Source organism: Streptomyces sp. NBC_01142 (genome assembly GCF_026341125.1).
GTDB lineage: Bacteria > Actinomycetota > Actinomycetes > Streptomycetales > Streptomycetaceae > Streptomyces.
This window is the reverse complement of the sequence record NZ_JAPEOR010000002.1, coordinates 2,328,291-2,344,904: the sequence shown is the minus strand read 5'-3', so window position 1 is coordinate 2,344,904 and position 16,614 is coordinate 2,328,291. Positions and strand designations below refer to the sequence as shown.

Genomic DNA, 16,614 nt, shown 5'->3' with positions numbered 1-16,614 from the left:
CGGCCCTTTGTCGATCCTTTCTCGATCCCTTCCCGCTCTTGCGCCGCTTCTGACGCCGCATGACGCATCCTTGATCGAAAGAGATGGGTGGAGTGTCGCGGTATGACCGCTTCGCTTTGATCCAGCAGGATGTGCGCGAAGTCGCGTTCTGTGTCGGAGAGGGGCTTGAAGGATGAGTGCTGCATCGGTGTCACCCCACGGCTTCACCGCCGTACGTGGCCGTGGCTACCGCGTGGAGGAGACCGACGCGTACGTCACCGCCCTGTCCCAGGACCGCGACGACGCCTGGGAACGTGCCGCGCGTCTTACCGTCCTCGCCAGGGAGATGGAGGCGGAGGCTGCCTCGCTGCACGAGGTCGTCTCGGCGCTCGCCCCGCAGACGTACGAAACCCTGGGCCAGCGCGCCCAGAACGTCCTGGCGCTGACGATCGCGGAGGCCGAGGCGCTGCTGGCCGCCGCGCAGGACGAGGCGCAGTCCTTCCGCGACACGGCCGGGACGGCGGCTCGGCAGGTCCGCGACGACGCCCGCGCATACGCCGACGAGATCAGGGCGGACGCCGAGGCGCGCGCCCAGCAGATCCTTCTCGCGGCGCAGGCAACGGCCGACGAGTCGCGTATCGAAGCACGCCGCGAGGTGAAGGAGCAGCGCACACAGTCCCTGGCCGCGCTGAAGGAGATGCGCCGGCGCACCGAGGGCCTGCTGGCCGACCTGGGGAACGAGCAGGCCGAGCAGTGGGAGGCGGTGGGCAGTGAACTGGCTTCCCGCGAGGCCGAGTCGGACGCACGCCGCGCAGAACTCATCGCGCATGCCGAGGCCGCCCTCGCGGAGGCCAAGCGCAGCTTCGCCGAGTCGGCGGAGAAGGCCCGCCATGCCCAGGAGGAGGCGGAGGCGCGCGGCGCGGAACTGATCGCCGAGACCCGGGTGCTCGAGGAGCGGACGGAGCGTGAGACGGAACGGCTGCTGCGGGAGCACGAGGCCTCCCGCGACGAGATGCAGGCGCACATGGAGCACATCCGCAACAGCCTGGCGACGCTGACGGGCCGCGCGGCGGCGGAGGGCTGAGGGCCCTCCGCCGGGGCGGCGGCTACTTCACCGAAGCGGGCGGCTGTGCCGGGACGACCGGCTTGTTCTCGCAGTCGAAGCTGTCCGCGACCACCTTGGCGGAGTGCAGCAGACGGGTGAGATGGACCCGGGCGCCGGTGTCGCCGGTGAGCGTGTCGGCCAGCTCCCCTTCGATCGGGATCTCGTTCTCCTGCCTCGCGGGCGTGCCGGGGATCTTGCACTTCACGTACACGCGGTAGTGGACCCTCCCTTTGAACATCCCTCTGGTTTCCTTCCCATGGACGAGCTTGACGTCCGAGTTGACCACCGTCTCGATCGCCTTCTCGCCGGTGGTGGAAGGTTCACCGAAAGCGGTATCGAAGGAGGAGTAGGAGGGCCCGTAGCGGATTTCGAGCTGCTTTCGCATGTCCGTGACGTCCGTCCGCGCCAAGCAGACAGTGGCCCTCTGGAATGTGGGGACTCCGGTGTCCTCCGGACCCCAGTTCTCCACCTGCCGGTAGAACTGTGAACGCGCACTCTTCAGGTCGTCCTCGACCTTCAGGCGCGCCTTGCCTCCCGTGCGGTCCTCGAGCCATTTCAGTCCGGCGTCGCCCAGGAGCTCGTTGCAGGTGGAGTCGTCGGGGGCTGCCTGGCTTTCCTTTTCCTTGTCCTTGTCGGCGGTGCAGGCGCCGGCGCCCAGGAGGAGGACAGTCGCGGCGGCCAGCGTGAGATGCCTTTTCATGGTCACCATCCCCGGGCGTCATCGGTGTCGCCCATTTTGCCGCCGTTGTTGTAGTTGCTCTCAGCCTTGCCGGCCCAAGGTTCGAATTCCTTGCCCTTTATCCCGTGTTCCTCTGCGTAGTTCAGGAGGGGTGTCATCGCGTTTCGGGTTCCGTCGTACTTGGCCTTTGCGATGCCCTCGACGGCGTCGTCGTGGTTTTCGAACTCATGGTCCTTGAGCCACTGCAGCGTGTTCACGGAGACCTGGGTGTTGGCGGCGCCCCCGATCGTCTCGATGGCAATCGGGACGGCGATCAGCGCTGCCCCACCGGTGGGGACGACCATGGCGGTCGCTACCCCGACGCCGACGCCTATCGCGGCCTCGGCGGCGAACTTCCGCCACTCACCCTGCTTTTCGAGTTCCAGATTCTTCTGTGACTTGTCATCGGCGAACTCTTTGCCGATGGCCTCGGCGCGGGCCTCATCCAGAAGCCCGTGCATCCTGACGCTCTTCAGACCCGCGTTCATCGCGTCGTCGCGGTTGTCGCCCTGTGCGGCCATCGAACTGGCGCCGTACACCTGCTGGGCGGTGGAAACGGTCTCGTACGAATCCTTGTCGGAGGCCAGGGCGCGCAGGAAGCCCGTGCTGCTCGTTTCTCCGAAGTCATGGAGGCGACTCGTCTCAGCGCCGTACATGCCGTCCCTGCCCGAAGCCTCTCCCGTGCCTCCCCAGTCGCCCATGGAGTAGTTGAGGCTGTCGATATGGCCCGCCGCCATGTTCGCCAGGCTGTCGCGGATCCCGTCCTGCTTGTCGATCACGTCGGCGCTCTTGTAGTGGTCCACGACCCGGTCCATGAGCAGGGTGCGCTCGTCCCGTGCCGCCTTCTCCCCCTCGGTGTTCATCGGCGGGATGGACGGGGACTTGTCGTCGTACGCGTACCCGAGCGTTCCCGACTCCAGTGCGTGACCGAGGTACTTGTACCCCGTCGACTTGCCGTCCTCGTCGGCCGGCCATGCGCGGGCGCCGTCGCCGTCCTTGTTGACCAGGTAGTCCCAGTTGGTCATCTCGGGCAGATCGTCCTTGCCGCCCTTGCCGGACGAGCCGTTGAAGAACTGCAGCGAGGCTTCCGGGTTGTGGCCGAGCGCCTCCATCAGGTTGGCGACCGGGTCGCTGTCCGGCTTGGTCTCGCCGGGCGGGTAGGAGAGCTGAGCCGGGTTGAAGCGGTTCTCCCAGAGCTGTTCCGGGCCGCCCAGCACCGGGTCGTCGGACGTGCGCTCGAAGTCGAGCAGCTTCTCGCCGTACTTGTTGAGGAAGGCCGTGTCCCACTTGCCTTCGGTCATCAGGGGGCCGAGAACCTGGAAGCCGTACGGGGCGCTGGGGATGCCGCTCCGGGACTTGACCGGGTCGTCGCCCAGTTCGATCATCCGGTCCTTCCACTCCTGCATGTCACGAGTGTGGGACTGTGTGGCGTTGGCGAGGGTGATGCCCAGGTTGTCCTGCACCTTGGCGAGGAGCTTCGCGCGATCGCCGTCGGGGTCCGGCGTGCGTCCCCGGCCCGGGTCGGCGAGGCTGCGCCAGAACTCGAGCGTGCCCTCGGGGCCCAGCTTGGTCGCGAACCGCTCGGCGAAGGCGGGGTTGTCGCGGTGGTACTTGGCGATCTCGTTGAAGTGCTTCAGCTCGGTGTCGGTCAGCCCGTCGCCCTTGCCGGCGAGCTTGACCATCGCGTCGGCGTCCTCGATGCCCTGCTGCGCGTCGGCGTCCTTGAGGCCGGTGTAGCCCTTCTCGTCGAAGTCGTACGTGCTCTGGGCATGCTTGCGCAGCGCTCGCGCGGCGATCCGGTCGGTCTCGTTCGCCGCGTCCAGGATCCTGCCGACCTCGGCCGCGGCCGTGTCGACGACCTCCTGGCTCGGCTGCTCCTTGGGGCCGCCCTCGACCTCGCGGGGCGGTCCGGCGTACATCGCGCCGCCCTTGGCGTCGATATAGACGTTCTTCTTGGACCACTTGTCGATCGTGGTCTTCAGATCGTCCTGGTTCTTCTTGAGGTTCGTGTGGGCTTCCTGAAGGATCTTGTGGATGCTGCGGGCCTCGGTGACGACGTCGTCGAACTGGCGCGCCGTCGTCGTGGTGAACGCCTTGGTGACGGTGGCGTTGTCGCCCTTCCAGTCCGCGGCGTTGGCCTTGCGCTCCAGGTCGGCGGCGTTGATGCCGCCGTCACCCCCGTCGGCGAGGGTGACCAGCTTGTTGAGCATCTGCTGCCACTGAGTGACTGCGGTGTTCAGTTTGCCGAGATTGAGATCCTGCAGTTCCTGGCACGTCACCATGTCGAGCTACCCGTCTACCCGTTCCCTGTTGCCCTCGTCGTTACTTGATCTGGTCGTAGATGCGCGAGATGGACATCGTTTTGCCGTCCGCGCCCTGCATTCCCAGAACGATCTTTTTCTCCTGCTTCGCGTGGGTGGAGCGCGAATAGTCGAGATGGTTGGAAATGTGACCGCAGGCTTCCTTGAGGGTGGCCAGCTTGGTGCTCCAGGCGTCGTGCACCTCGAGAAGGCCCGCGCCCATGTCCAGACCGCTGTTGAAGAGGTCGTTGGAGGCCTCGAAGGTGGCCACACGGGCGTGGTCGCCGTCGGTCGACAGCTGCTCGCGCAGCGAGCGCGCCAAGTCGCCCAGCTTGCCCAGCTCGTCGTCGTGGACGGTCAGATCGCCCTTCCCGCCGCCTCCGCCGCCCTCCGCGGGCAGCTGGTTGAGCCGCGTCTGCGCCGAACCGGAATCACCGGCCGCTTTCGCCCGCTCCCACTCGTCCCACGCCATGGGCTGCCCCCGTCATGATCTCGTCATGATCTTTTGTGATGTGCATGACTTTCACTCAGCGTCACCGTAGACAGGCGCCGAGGGTAAAGGGAAGCGGAGCCGCCGCATCCGGAAAGAACTTCACGAAGATCGCACAATCGTGCGTCCACGCGTATACGCGGGTTCATTCGAGCTCGTCGGTGATGACCGGGAAGCGGCGCGGGGCCACGAACACCAGGACCAGCAGCGAGAGCCCGGCGGCACACGCCGCGCCCACGAACACGTAGTCGACCGCCACATCCACCGCCCGCCTCAGGTGGTCCGCCGCCTCCGGCGTCAGTGAGTCCGGGGCGGCCGGCGCGTGGGCGACCGAGTCCAGGTCGCCCGCGCCGCCCAGGCGGGCCGCAAGGACGCCGTTGGCCACCGCACCGAAGAGGGCAGCTCCCACGCTCTGGCCGACCTGGCGGCAGAAGAGTACGGACCCCGTCGTCGTACCCCGCTCCGACCAGCCCACCGTCGACTGGACGCCGACGATCAGCGGGAGTTGGAAGAGGCCGAGCGCCGCGCCGAGCAGCAGCATGAGGAGCGCCGGCTGCCACGCCTCGCCCGGGAAGGGGAGGAGGGGGAAGGCGGCAAGGATCAGGCCGGCGAGGGAGATGCCGATGATCGCGGTCTGCCGGAAGCCGATGCGCGTGTAGACCTGGTTGGACAGGGCCGCGCTCACCGGCCAGCTCAGGGTCATCACCGAGAGCACGAAGCCCGCGGCGATCGGCCCGAGGCCGAGGACCGCCTGTGCGTAGGTGGGCAGGAAGACCGTCGGGGCGACCATCAGAAGGCCCAGCCCTCCCAGGGCGAGGTTCACCGCGGCGATAGGCCGGCGGCGCCAGACCCAGCCCGGGATGATCGGCTCCGCCGCCCGCCGTTCGATGACGACGGTGACCGCGACCAGCACCGCGCTCCCGCCCAGCAGGGCGAGCGAGGGGGCGGAGAGCCAGGGCCAGGCGATGCCGCCCCGGACGAGGGCGGTGAGCAGGAGGGTGCCCGCGGCGAAGACGGCCAGGGCACCGGGCCAGTCGACACGGGGGCGGACGGCCGGCCGCGTACGGGACGGTTCGCGCAGGTGACGGACGACCAGCCACAGGGCCACCCCGCCCACCGGCAGATTGATCAGGAAGATCCAGCGCCAGCCGGCGTAGGCCGCGAGCAGCCCGCCGATCGCGGGTCCGGCCACCGACGAGACCGCCCACACCGTCGACAGCCTGGCCTGGATCCTGGGGCGTTCCCTGAGCGGGTAGAGATCGGCGGCGATGGTCTGCACCGTGCCCTGCAGCGCCCCGCCCCCCAGGCCCTGCACCACCCGGAAGGCGATCAGCGAGGCCATGTTCCCGGCGCCGGCACACAGCAGCGAGCCGACGAGGAAGAGGATGATGCCGACGATCAGGACCGGCTTGCGGCCGAAGGTGTCGGAGAGCTTTCCGTACACCGGCAGGGTGACCGTCACGGCGAGCAGATAGCCGGAGAAGAGCCACGAGAAGACCGAGAAGCCGCCGAGGTCGCCGACGATCTGTGGTACGGCCGTGGAGACGATGGTGCCGTCCAGCGCGACGAGTGTCATGCCGAGCATCAGCGCCGCGACGACCGGATCGCGTCCGCGCGGGGCGCCGGCCGCGGAGGAGGCGGACCCGGATCTGCCCTCCGTACTGCCGGTGCTTCCCGCGGCGCCCATCCGTAGATCCTTTCCCCCTGCATCTATTCCCGGGACGGACACCTTCTCACTTGACCCTCCCGCAGCGGGAGGGTGCAGGCTCTCCGGGTGCCCGTCCACCCGGAGGTGGAGACCCCCTAAGGGCTCCTCCCTACTCCTGACCAGGGCGCGCTCGTCCCGGCGGACGACGAGGAGCCGGGGGTGGGTTCCTTAGCTTGGTCTTACGGGCGAAGGAGCGGTCGGCACCACCTGGGGGGTGGGGAAAACCCCCGGGTCAAGACTGCGCTGCGCACCAGCGCGCCCGGACCTCTTCCGCCGCAAGAATCAAACCGGACACGGCAACACCCGATCTTTCACTGACAATAGGAGACTTACCGTGACAACGGCTGTAAGCATTCCCCGGCCTGGGGACACCGGAGGGCGTACGGCCGTCGCCGCGCGAGGGCGGCAGGTCGTCAAGGCGTACGGCTCCGGGGAGACCCGGGTCGTCGCGCTCGACCATGTCGACGTGGACATCGCCCGCGGACAGTTCACCGCGATCATGGGCCCGTCCGGCTCGGGCAAGTCGACGCTGATGCACTGCCTCGCCGGACTGGACACGGTGACGAGCGGCGAGATCTACCTCGACGACACCGAGATCACCAAGCTCAAGGACAAGAAGCTCACCCAGCTGCGCCGGGACCGGATCGGCTTCATCTTCCAGGCCTTCAACCTGCTGCCGACGCTCAACGCCCTCGAGAACATCACGCTCCCCATGGACATCGCCGGCCGCAAGCCGGACGCCCCGTGGCTGAACCGGGTCGTCGAGACGGTGGGCCTGTCCGACCGGCTCAAGCACCGGCCCACACAGCTCTCCGGCGGCCAGCAGCAGCGCGTCGCCGTGGCCCGCGCGCTCGCCGCCCGGCCCGAGATCATCTTCGGCGACGAGCCGACCGGCAACCTCGACTCCCGGGCGGGCGCCGAGGTGCTCGGCTTCCTGCGCCGCTCGGTCGACGAACTGGGCCAGACCATCGTGATGGTGACCCACGACCCGGTCGCCGCCTCCTACGCGGACCGCGTCCTCTACCTCGCCGACGGCCGGATCGTCGACGAGATGTTCCGGCCGACCGCCGATGCCGTATTGGACCGTATGAAGGACTTCGACGCGCGGGGACGGACGTCGTGACCGTACTCAGGACCTCCCTTCGCAACTTCCTTGCGCACAAGGGGCGCATGGCGCTCTCGGCGGTGGCGGTGCTGCTGTCCGTGGCCTTCGTGTCGGGGACGCTCGTCTTCACCGACACGATGAACACCACCTTCGACAAGCTCTTCGCCGCCACCGCCTCCGATGTCACGGTCAGCCCCAAGGGTTCCGGCGACGGAGACGAGAACGACAACCCGCGGACCGGCAAGCCCGAGTCGCTGCCCGCCTCGCTCGTCGAGACGGTGACGAAGGCCGACGGCGTGCAGTCCGCCGAGGGCGCGGTCGTCAGCATGAGCGTGACCGTCGTCAACTCCGGTAACAAGGACATGGGTTCCAGTGGCGGCGCCCCGACGATCGCCGCCAACTGGACGAAGAACGACCTCAAGGCGATGGAGATCACCTCCGGCAACGCACCGCGCGGCCCCACCGAGGTCATGGTCGATGCCGACACCGCCGACAAGCACCACCTGAAGCTCGGTGACGAGCTGCGCACCATCGCCGTCACCGGTGACTTCACCGCAAAGATCTCCGGCATAGCCTCCTTCAAGGTCACCAACCCCGGCGCGACGATCGTCTACTTCGACACCGTCACCGCCCAGCGTGAACTCCTCGGCAAGGAAGGTCAGTTCACCCAGATCTCCGTCACCGCCGCGGCGGGTGTCAGCGACGACCAGCTCAAGCAGAACGTCGCCACGGCGCTCAGCGCCCCGTACAAGCTGCAGACGGCGAAGGAAGCGGCGGACGCGGGCCGCGAGGAGGTCGGCTCCTTCCTCGACGTGATGAAGTACGCGATGCTCGGCTTCGCCGGGATCGCCCTCCTCGTCGGCATCTTCCTGATCGTCAACACCTTCTCGATGCTGGTCGCCCAGCGCACCCGCGAGATCGGCCTGATGCGGGCGATCGGCTCCAGCCGCAAGCAGGTCAACCGCTCCGTGCTGGTCGAGGCGCTGCTGCTCGGTGTCGTCGGCTCCCTGGCGGGCGTCGCCGCGGGCGTGGGCCTGGCCGTCGGGCTGATGAAGCTGATGTCCTCCATGGGCATGAACCTGTCCACCAGCGATCTGACGCTGAAGTGGACGACCCCGGCGGTCGGACTCGTCCTCGGCATCGTCGTCACCGTCTTCGCCGCGTACGTCCCGGCGCGACGGGCCGGCAAGGTCTCCCCGATGGCCGCGCTGCGCGACGCCGGTACGCCGGCGGACGCCAAGGCCGGCTGGATCCGGGCCGGGATCGGTCTGCTGCTCACGGGCTGCGGCGCCGCCGCGCTGCTGGTCGCCACCCGGGCGGACAAGGCGAGTGAGGGCTCGATGTTCCTCGGTCTGGGCGTGGTCCTCTCGCTCATCGGCTTCGTCGTCATCGGCCCGCTGCTGGCGGGTGTCGTGGTCCGGGTGATCAGCGCGCTGGTGCTGCGGATGTTCGGCCCGGTCGGCCGGATGGCCGAGCGCAACGCGCTGCGCAACCCGCGCCGCACCGGAGCGACGGGTGCCGCCCTGATGATCGGCCTCGCCCTGGTGGCATGCCTGTCGGTAGTGGGCTCCTCGATGGTCGCCTCGGCGACGGACCAGCTCGACAAGTCGGTCGGGGCGGACTTCATCATCCAGTCCACCAAGGATCAGCCGATCATGCCGCAGGTCCAGCGGAAGCTGGAGCGGGCGCCGGGCATCGCCCACATCACCCAGTACAAGGAGGTCGCCGCCCGGCTCACCACCCCCGACGGCAAGACGGAGCCCGAGGCCCTGATAGCCGCCGACCCGACGTACGCGCAGGATCTGCGCCGCGAGACGGTCGCGGGTGAGCTCTCGGCGGCGTACGGGAAGAACGCGATGTCGGTGGGTGACGGGTACGCCACGGCACACGGCGTCAAGCTCGGCGACAAGATCAAGGTGGCCTTCACGCACGGCAGGACCGCCGAGCTCAAGGTCGCGGCGATCACGTCCGACGACACGAGCCTCGACAAGGGCGCGATGTACACCAGCCTCACGACCGCGGCGCAGTACGTACCCGCCAAGAGGATGCCCGCGAACGTGATCATGTTCGCGATGGCGGAGGACGGCAAGGAGAAGGAGGCGTACGCCGCACTCAAGGCGTCGGTCGCCAAGTACCCGCAGTACAAGGTGCAGAACCAGACCGACTTCAAGCAGGATCTGAAGGACCAGATCGGCCAGCTGCTGAACATCGTCTACGGGCTCCTGGCGCTCGCGATCATCGTCGCGGTGCTGGGTGTGGTGAACACCCTCGCCCTGTCGGTGGTCGAGCGGACCCGGGAGATCGGCCTGATGCGGGCGATCGGCCTCTCGCGCCGCCAGCTGCGCCGCATGATCCGCCTCGAGTCGGTGGTCATCGCCCTCTTCGGCGCCCTGCTGGGCCTGGGCCTGGGCATGGGCTGGGGTACGGCGGCCCAGAAGCTCCTGGCACTGGAGGGTCTGGGGGTCCTGGAGATCCCGTGGCCGACGATCGCGACGGTCTTCGTGGGCTCGGCGTTCGTGGGCCTGTTCGCGGCCCTGGTCCCGGCCTTCCGGGCGGGCCGGATGAACGTGCTGAACGCGATCGCCACGGACTAGTCACGGGTACGTCCGTGAAATGGCGGCTCCGGCCCCTGGGTGTTCCTGCGAACACTCCGGGGCCGGAGCTGTGAGGCCACACTCCGGGGGAGCTGTGAGGCCACACCCCGGGCGGAAAAGAGCGCGGATGTGTCCCGTACGGGCCGCTACGGATTCCGGTGGGTCCTCGCGAACCCCACCGCCCCCTGTGACCCCGCCCGTATGAGAGGCGGCCGGGCAAGGCGCGGGCGTACGCTGGAGACCCCCGGCCCGTTCGACGTGTCGGGCGGTTCGCGTTGCCCCACCCCCCGCCCCAGCCCCGCCCTGGATGGAAGCCCTTCATGAGCCTGCACGGTCTGCTCGATGCCGTCGTACGTGACCCGGCGCTCGCGGAAGCGGTGAAGGCTGCCACCGACGGCCACCGCATGCATGTCGACCTGGTCGGTCCGGCCGCCGCGCGGGCCTTCGCGTTGGCCGCTCTGGCCCGCGAGTCCGGGCGGCCCGTGCTGGCCGTCACCGCGACCGGGCGTGAGGCCGAGGACCTGGCGGCGGCGCTGCGCTCGCTGCTGCCCGAGGAAGGCATCGCCGAGTACCCCGCGTGGGAGACCCTGCCGCACGAGCGGCTCTCGCCCCGCTCCGACACCGTGGGCCGCCGGCTCGCCGTGCTGCGCAGGCTCGCCCACCCGTCGCAGGACGACCCGTCGGCGGGCCCGGTTTCGGTCGTCGTCGCACCCGTGCGTTCCGTGCTCCAGCCGCAGGTCAAGGGGCTCGGTGAGCTGGAGCCCGTCTCTCTGCGGAGCGGCGCGAGCGCCGACCTGGGGCAGATCACCGAGGCGCTCGCGGCCGCCGCGTACTCCCGGGTCGAACTGGTCGAGAAGCGCGGCGAGTTCGCGGTCCGCGGCGGCATCCTGGATGTGTTCCCGCCGACCGAGGAGCATCCCCTCCGGGTGGAGTTCTGGGGCGACGACATCGAGGAGATCCGCTACTTCAAGGTCGCGGACCAGCGTTCGCTGGAGGTCGCGGAGCACGGTGTGTGGGCGCCGCCCTGCCGCGAGCTGCTGCTGACCGACGACGTACGGGAGCGGGCCGCGGCTCTTGCGGAACAACATCCCGAGCTGGGCGAACTGCTCGGCAAGATCGCCGAGGGGATCGCGGTCGAGGGCATGGAGTCCCTCGCGCCGGTCCTCGTCGACGACATGGAGCTGCTGCTGGACGTGCTCCCGGCGGGCAGCATGGCCGTGGTCTGCGACCCGGAGCGGGTGCGCACGCGGGCCGCCGACCTGGTGGCGACGAGCCAGGAGTTCCTGCAGGCGTCCTGGGCGGCGACCGCGGGCGGCGGCGAGGCCCCGATCGACGTCGGCGCGGCCTCACTGTGGGGGATCGCGGACGTACGGGACCGGGCGCGCGAGCTCGGCATGATGTGGTGGTCCGTCTCCCCGTTCGCCGCCGACGAAGAGCTGTCGGACGGCACGGTCAAGCTGGGTATGCACGCCCCGGAGGTGTACCGCGGCGACACCGCCCGCGCGCTCGCCGACACCAAGGGCTGGCTGGCGGACGGCTGGCGCACGGTGTACGTCACCGAGGCGCACGGCCCCGCGGCCCGTACCGTCGAGGTGCTGGGCGGCGAAGGTATCGCCGCCCGCCTGACTGCGTTTGATGCGAAGACGGGCGACCTCGCCGAGATCTCCCCGTCCGTCGTCCATGTGGCCTGCGGCTCGATCGACTACGGCTTCATCGACCCGGGCCTCAAGCTCGCGGTGCTGACCGAGACCGACCTTTCCGGCCAGAAGGCGGCCGGCAAGGACGGCCAGCGGATGCCCACCCGGCGCCGCAAGACGATCGACCCCCTCACGCTGGAGGCGGGCGACTACATCGTCCACGAGCAGCACGGCGTGGGCCGCTACATCGAGATGGTGCAGCGCACCGTGCAGAACGCGACCCGCGAGTACCTCCTCGTCGAGTACGCGCCGGCCAAGCGCGGCCAGCCCGGCGACCGGCTGTACATCCCCACCGACCAGCTGGAGCAGGTCACCAAGTACGTCGGCGGTGAGGCCCCGACCCTGCACCGGCTCGGCGGCGCGGACTGGACGAAGACCAAGGCGCGCGCGAAGAAGGCGGTCAAGGAGATCGCCGCGGACCTGATCAAGCTGTACAGCGCCCGGATGGCCGCCCCCGGCCACGCCTTCGGCCCGGACACACCCTGGCAGCGGGAGCTGGAGGACGCGTTCCCGTACGTCGAGACGCCCGACCAGCTCTCCACGATCGCCGAGGTCAAGGAGGACATGGAGAAGACGGTCCCGATGGACCGTCTGGTCTGTGGTGACGTCGGCTACGGCAAGACGGAGATCGCGGTACGCGCGGCGTTCAAGGCGGTCCAGGACGGCAAGCAGGTCGCGGTCCTGGTGCCCACCACCCTCCTCGTCCAGCAGCACTTCGGCACCTTCTCCGAGCGCTACTCCCAATTCCCGGTGAACGTACGGGCGTTGTCCCGCTTCCAGTCCGACACGGAGGCGAAGGCGACGCTGGAGGGGCTGCGGGAGGGCACGGTCGACATCGTGATCGGCACGCACCGCCTGTTCTCCGCCGAGACCACGTTCAAGGACCTGGGACTGGTCGTCGTCGACGAGGAGCAGCGCTTCGGCGTCGAGCACAAGGAGCAGCTGAAGAAGCTCCGCGCGAACGTCGACGTACTGACCATGTCCGCCACGCCCATCCCCCGTACGCTCGAAATGGCGGTCACCGGCATCCGCGAGATGTCGACGATCACCACGCCCCCGGAGGAGCGGCACCCCGTCCTCACCTTCGTGGGCCCGTACGAGGAGAAGCAGCTCGGCGCGGCCATCCGCCGTGAACTGCTGCGCGAGGGCCAGGTCTTCTACATCCACAACCGGGTGGAGTCGATCGACCGGGCCGCGGCCCGGCTGCGCGACATCGTGCCCGAGGCCCGCATCGCGACCGCCCACGGCCAGATGCCCGAGTCGGCGCTCGAACAGGTCGTGGTGGACTTCTGGGAGAAGAAGTTCGACGTCCTCGTCTCGACCACGATCGTCGAATCGGGCATCGACATCTCCAACGCCAACACCCTGATCGTGGAGCGCGGCGACAACTTCGGTCTCTCACAGCTTCACCAGCTGCGCGGCCGCGTGGGCCGTGGCCGCGAGCGCGGCTACGCGTACTTCCTCTACCCGCCGGAGAAGCCGCTCACCGAGACCGCCCACGAGCGACTCGCGACGATCGCCCAGCACACCGAGATGGGCGCGGGCATGTACGTCGCGATGAAGGACCTGGAGATCCGCGGCGCCGGAAATCTGCTCGGCGGCGAACAGTCCGGGCATATCGCGGGCGTCGGCTTCGATCTGTACATCCGCATGGTGGGCGAGGCGGTCGCGGACTACCGCGCCGCGGTCGAGGGCGGTGCGGAGGAGGAGCCCCCGCTCGAGGTCAAGATCGAGCTTCCGGTCGACGCGCATGTTCCGCACGACTACGCACCGGGCGAGCGGCTGCGTCTGCAGGCGTACCGCGCGATCGCCTCGGCGAACACCGAGGCGGACATCAAGGCGGTCCGCGAGGAACTCACCGACCGCTACGGCAAGCTCCCCGAGCCCGTCGAGAATCTGCTCCTGGTGGCGGGTCTGCGGATGCTGGCGCGGGCGTGCGGGGTGGGCGAGATCGTGCTCCAGGGCTCCAACATCCGCTTCGCACCGGTGGAGTTGAGGGAGTCGCAGGAGCTGCGCCTCAAGCGCCTCCATCCGCGTACGGTCATCAAGGCCCCCGCCCGACAGATCATGGTGCCGCGCCCGACGGCGGGCAAGATCGGCGGAAAGCCGGTGGTGGGACGCGAACTGCTGGCGTGGACGGGCGAGTTCCTCACGACGATCCTGGGGTCGTAACCGGCGGGACCAGGTGCGCAAGCTCGCCAAGGCCCCCTGACCGGGCCGCCGGGTCAGCCGACGGCGGGGCCCGGGGCGGCGGCGGGTCGCGGGCCGGCGGTGGGGCCCGGGGCGGGGGTGAACGTCAGGCCGGTCAGGGCGCGGAAGGCCTCCTCGGGGGCGCCGTCGCCCAGCGGGTGGTCCAGGTTGTGGCTCAGCAGGAGCGTCGCGAAGCCGTGGGCCAGCGACCACGCGGCCATGCCCATCAGTGAGGCGTCCTCGTGCGGGCTCAGGTCCGCGACGCCCGCGCGGAGTTCACCGTCCGCGCGGGCCCTGGCCGCCAGCAGCTCCGGGTCGTCGGGCCGGTGCAGTTCGGGCTGGAACATGACCTGGAAGTGTGCGGGGTGCTCGACCGCGAAACGGACGTAGTGCACACCTCGTTCGCGCAGATCGGGGGCGTCGGCGAGGGTGTCCGCCAGGAGGTCGTACCCCTCCGCCGCGATTGCGGTGAGCAGGCCGCAGCGGTCCTTGAAGTGGTGGGCGGGGGCCGCGTGGGACACCCCGGCGCGCCGTGCCAGGTCGCGCAGGCTCAGGGCCGAGGGGCCCTCGGTGCGGATGACGTCGAGGGCGGCGGCGAGGACGGCCCGCCGCAGATCGCCGTGGTGGTAGGTGCGACTGCTCATGGGATCAGGCTACGCCGAATCTAGGCATTGACAAGTTCAGCGGGAAGGGGGAATCTAGTCGGTGACAAGATAAGGCTGGCCGGAGGAGGAGACATGTCGGAGGAACTGGGTACGGTCCGTCGGATGTGGCATCTGCTGGAGCCCCTGCATGCCGTGCTCTACTACGCGCCGGAGGCTTTCGAGGAGGCCGCCGCCCTCGGCTACAGGACCGACGAGCGCTGGCCGAGTTACTTCGCGTGGCGCGCGGCGCCGCTCGGGGAGGCGGGGGCGGGGCGGGTGGCCTCGGCGTTCTACAGCTTCAGCCCGCGGATGGTCGGGCAGTACATACCGGCCGCCTGGCAGACCGCGACACCCGGGGAGGTGCTCGCGGCACGGCTGCGGGCCGTCGACCGGACCTACCGGACGATCTTCGGCGAGCGGGTGGACGCGCCGGAGACCGCCGAGGCGGCCGCGCTGGCCAGGCGGGCGGCCGGGGCCGCGAGCGCCGCCGGGCGGCCGCTCGCCGCCGCCAACGCCGAGCCGGCCTGGCCCGATGCCCCGCATCTGGTGCTCTGGCAGGCCGCGACGATCTTGCGTGAGCACCGCGGAGACGGTCATCTCGCCGCGCTCATGACGGCCGGGCTCGACCCGGCCGAGGCACTGGTCTCCTTCGCGGGCATCGATGCCGCCCCGGTCGAGACCTTCGCGAGCCGCGGCTGGAGCGAAGCGGAATGGGACGCGGCACGCGAACGGCTCGTGGCGCGCGGCCTGTTGGGCGCGGACGGGGTGGCCACCGAGGCCGGACGGGAGCTGCGGGCAGAGGTCGAGCGGCGTACGGACGAACTGGCCGCCGCGCCCTGGGCGGCCCTCGGTGCCGACGACACCGCGCGCCTCGCCGATCTGCTCGGTCCGCTCTGGGTCGGGGCGGTGGGCTCGGGGCTGCTGCCCGCGCAGAACACCCTGGGTATCGGCAAGGTGTGAGGCCCGGCCCGGCGGCGGGAGTGCGGGAAGGCCACGGGGTGCGGGAACAAAGGTCACACCGTCCGCGGCGGCCGGCTCGGCTCCGCGGGCGGTGCGTCTTCGTAAGTTCCTCTGTTTCTCTGTTCCTCCGGTCGGGCCGGGAGCCGCTGCTCGGGCCTGTCCACTTCGACGCTACGCGCCCCCCTTGGGGTCCGCATGCCGTAGTACATCGCGATGTGGTCCATAGCGGTCGATAGCAGGGCAGATGTGCCCCGATCGGGTTGAACCGCCGTGCCCGGAACGGGACTTGAGCTCAGTAGGGTACGAGCGTGAACAGACTCGGGGATCGGATATCGCGCGTGCTCGCGGGCGCGCTGACGGCTGTCGTCGCCGGGACGGTGCTCACCGGCTGCAGCCCGGACGGACTGTCAAGGGGTGGGGACGGGGGCAAGCCGTCGGCCCCGGCCGACGGCACCAGCCCGCTCGCCAACCCCGACGGGACCGGGCCCGGCCTCGGCCCGATCACCTCCGGACCGGACAGGGCCGCGGCCCGCCGGCTGATCGAGAAGGTGACCACCAAGGGCCGCGGCCCCAGGACCGGCTACGACCGCGACCGGTTCGGCTACGCCTGGATGGACACGGCGGACGGCGTTCCGCTCGCCCGGAATGGTTGTGACACTCGAAACGATCTCCTGGCCAGGGACGGGAAGGGCCTCACGTACCGCTCCGGTTCCGACTGTGTCGTCGTGGCGATGACGCTGAACGATCCGTACACCGGCACCACCATCGACTGGAAGAAGCAGAAAGCCGCGGCGGTCCAGATAGACCATGTGGTGCCGCTCTCGTACAGCTGGCAGATGGGCGCCGCCCGTTGGCCGGAGAGCAAGCGCAGGCAATTGGCGAACGACGTGCTGAATCTGCTGCCGGTGGAGGGACGCGCCAACTCGGCCAAACGCGATTCCGGCCCGGCGTCCTGGCTGCCGCCGGACAAGCGGATCCGTTGTGCCTACGCCGTGCGGTTCGCGCAGGTGGCGGACAAGTACGCGATGCCGGTAACGGTCCCGGACAAGGAGATGATGCTCGCTCAATGCGGCGGCTGAAGAGCGGCTGAAGAGCGGGCGACGGCGGACGGTTCAGGACTGTTC

At 69.5% G+C, this 16,614-nt stretch carries 11 protein-coding genes; 6 read left to right on the top strand and 5 right to left on the bottom strand.

What is annotated here, in order from left to right; all coding sequences use genetic code 11:
• Window positions 1-172 precede the first annotated feature (172 nt).
• On the top strand, window positions 173-1,063 hold the full coding sequence (locus OG883_RS28040) for a cellulose-binding protein (RefSeq protein WP_266546254.1): 891 nt from the start codon (window positions 173-175) through the stop codon (window positions 1,061-1,063).
• Between the two features lie 22 nt (window positions 1,064-1,085).
• Here OG883_RS28040 and OG883_RS28035 read toward each other — a convergent pair whose 3' ends face one another.
• The 4 genes from OG883_RS28035 to OG883_RS28020 form a co-directional block, all read right to left on the bottom strand.
• Window positions 1,086-1,784: a hypothetical protein gene (locus OG883_RS28035; protein WP_266546252.1), complete on the bottom strand. Its 699-nt coding sequence runs from the start codon at window positions 1,782-1,784 to the stop codon at window positions 1,086-1,088.
• A gap of 2 nt (window positions 1,785-1,786) precedes the next feature.
• Complete coding sequence (locus tag OG883_RS28030) at window positions 1,787-4,084, bottom strand: DUF6571 family protein (protein WP_266546249.1); 2,298 nt, start codon at window positions 4,082-4,084, stop codon at window positions 1,787-1,789.
• A 40-nt stretch (window positions 4,085-4,124) separates the two neighbouring features.
• Window positions 4,125-4,574: a hypothetical protein gene (locus tag OG883_RS28025; RefSeq protein WP_266546246.1), complete on the bottom strand. Its 450-nt coding sequence runs from the start codon at window positions 4,572-4,574 to the stop codon at window positions 4,125-4,127.
• A 163-nt stretch (window positions 4,575-4,737) separates the two neighbouring features.
• Complete coding sequence (locus OG883_RS28020; protein WP_266546244.1) at window positions 4,738-6,279, bottom strand: MFS transporter; 1,542 nt, start codon at window positions 6,277-6,279, stop codon at window positions 4,738-4,740.
• 355 nt (window positions 6,280-6,634) lie between these two features.
• Between OG883_RS28020 and OG883_RS28015 the strand changes: the two genes are divergently transcribed.
• The 3 genes from OG883_RS28015 to mfd all read left to right on the top strand — a co-directional run bounded on the left by OG883_RS28015 (window position 6,635) and on the right by mfd (window position 13,868).
• Window positions 6,635-7,423 (top strand): ABC transporter ATP-binding protein, encoded by a 789-nt coding sequence (locus OG883_RS28015; RefSeq protein ID WP_266546241.1) that lies wholly within the window; start codon window positions 6,635-6,637, stop codon window positions 7,421-7,423.
• Window positions 7,420-9,999, top strand: coding sequence for an ABC transporter permease (locus tag OG883_RS28010; RefSeq protein ID WP_266546238.1), 2,580 nt, complete (start codon window positions 7,420-7,422; stop codon window positions 9,997-9,999). The genes OG883_RS28015 and OG883_RS28010 overlap by 4 nt, the downstream gene beginning before the upstream one ends.
• A gap of 320 nt (window positions 10,000-10,319) precedes the next feature.
• Window positions 10,320-13,868 (top strand): transcription-repair coupling factor, encoded by a 3,549-nt coding sequence (gene mfd / locus OG883_RS28005; protein WP_266546235.1) that lies wholly within the window; start codon window positions 10,320-10,322, stop codon window positions 13,866-13,868.
• Window positions 13,869-13,921: 53 nt separating this feature from the next.
• On the opposite strand, the gene OG883_RS28000 is transcribed toward mfd, so the two are convergent.
• The gene (locus OG883_RS28000) at window positions 13,922-14,530 is read right to left on the bottom strand and encodes a TetR/AcrR family transcriptional regulator (protein WP_266546232.1); all 609 of its coding nucleotides are present in this window, start codon (window positions 14,528-14,530) and stop codon (window positions 13,922-13,924) included.
• Window positions 14,531-14,623: 93 nt separating this feature from the next.
• On the opposite strand from OG883_RS28000, the gene OG883_RS27995 reads away from it, so the two are divergent.
• Both OG883_RS27995 and OG883_RS27990 read left to right on the top strand, forming a co-directional pair.
• Window positions 14,624-15,490, top strand: coding sequence for a hypothetical protein (locus tag OG883_RS27995; protein WP_266546229.1), 867 nt, complete (start codon window positions 14,624-14,626; stop codon window positions 15,488-15,490).
• Between the two features lie 404 nt (window positions 15,491-15,894).
• Window positions 15,895-16,569, top strand: a complete 675-nt coding sequence (locus OG883_RS27990; RefSeq protein WP_266549512.1) for an HNH endonuclease family protein — start codon at window positions 15,895-15,897, stop codon at window positions 16,567-16,569.
• The last annotated feature ends 45 nt before the right edge of the window (window positions 16,570-16,614 follow it).

Excerpts from the sequence above, each read along its gene's own strand:
- mfd (WP_266546235.1), top strand. The coding sequence starts at position 10,320 with ATGAGCCTGCACGGTCTGCTCGATGCCGTCGTACGTGACCCGGCGCTC.
- OG883_RS28030 (WP_266546249.1), bottom strand. The coding sequence starts at position 4,084 with ATGGTGACGTGCCAGGAACTGCAGGATCTCAATCTCGGCAAACTGAAC.
- OG883_RS28025 (WP_266546246.1), bottom strand. The coding sequence starts at position 4,574 with ATGGCGTGGGACGAGTGGGAGCGGGCGAAAGCGGCCGGTGATTCCGGT.
- OG883_RS28035 (WP_266546252.1), bottom strand. The coding sequence starts at position 1,784 with ATGAAAAGGCATCTCACGCTGGCCGCCGCGACTGTCCTCCTCCTGGGC.
- OG883_RS28040 (WP_266546254.1), top strand. The coding sequence starts at position 173 with ATGAGTGCTGCATCGGTGTCACCCCACGGCTTCACCGCCGTACGTGGC.
- OG883_RS27995 (WP_266546229.1), top strand. The coding sequence starts at position 14,624 with ATGTCGGAGGAACTGGGTACGGTCCGTCGGATGTGGCATCTGCTGGAG.
- OG883_RS28020 (WP_266546244.1), bottom strand. The coding sequence starts at position 6,279 with ATGGGCGCCGCGGGAAGCACCGGCAGTACGGAGGGCAGATCCGGGTCC.
- OG883_RS28000 (WP_266546232.1), bottom strand. The coding sequence starts at position 14,530 with ATGAGCAGTCGCACCTACCACCACGGCGATCTGCGGCGGGCCGTCCTC.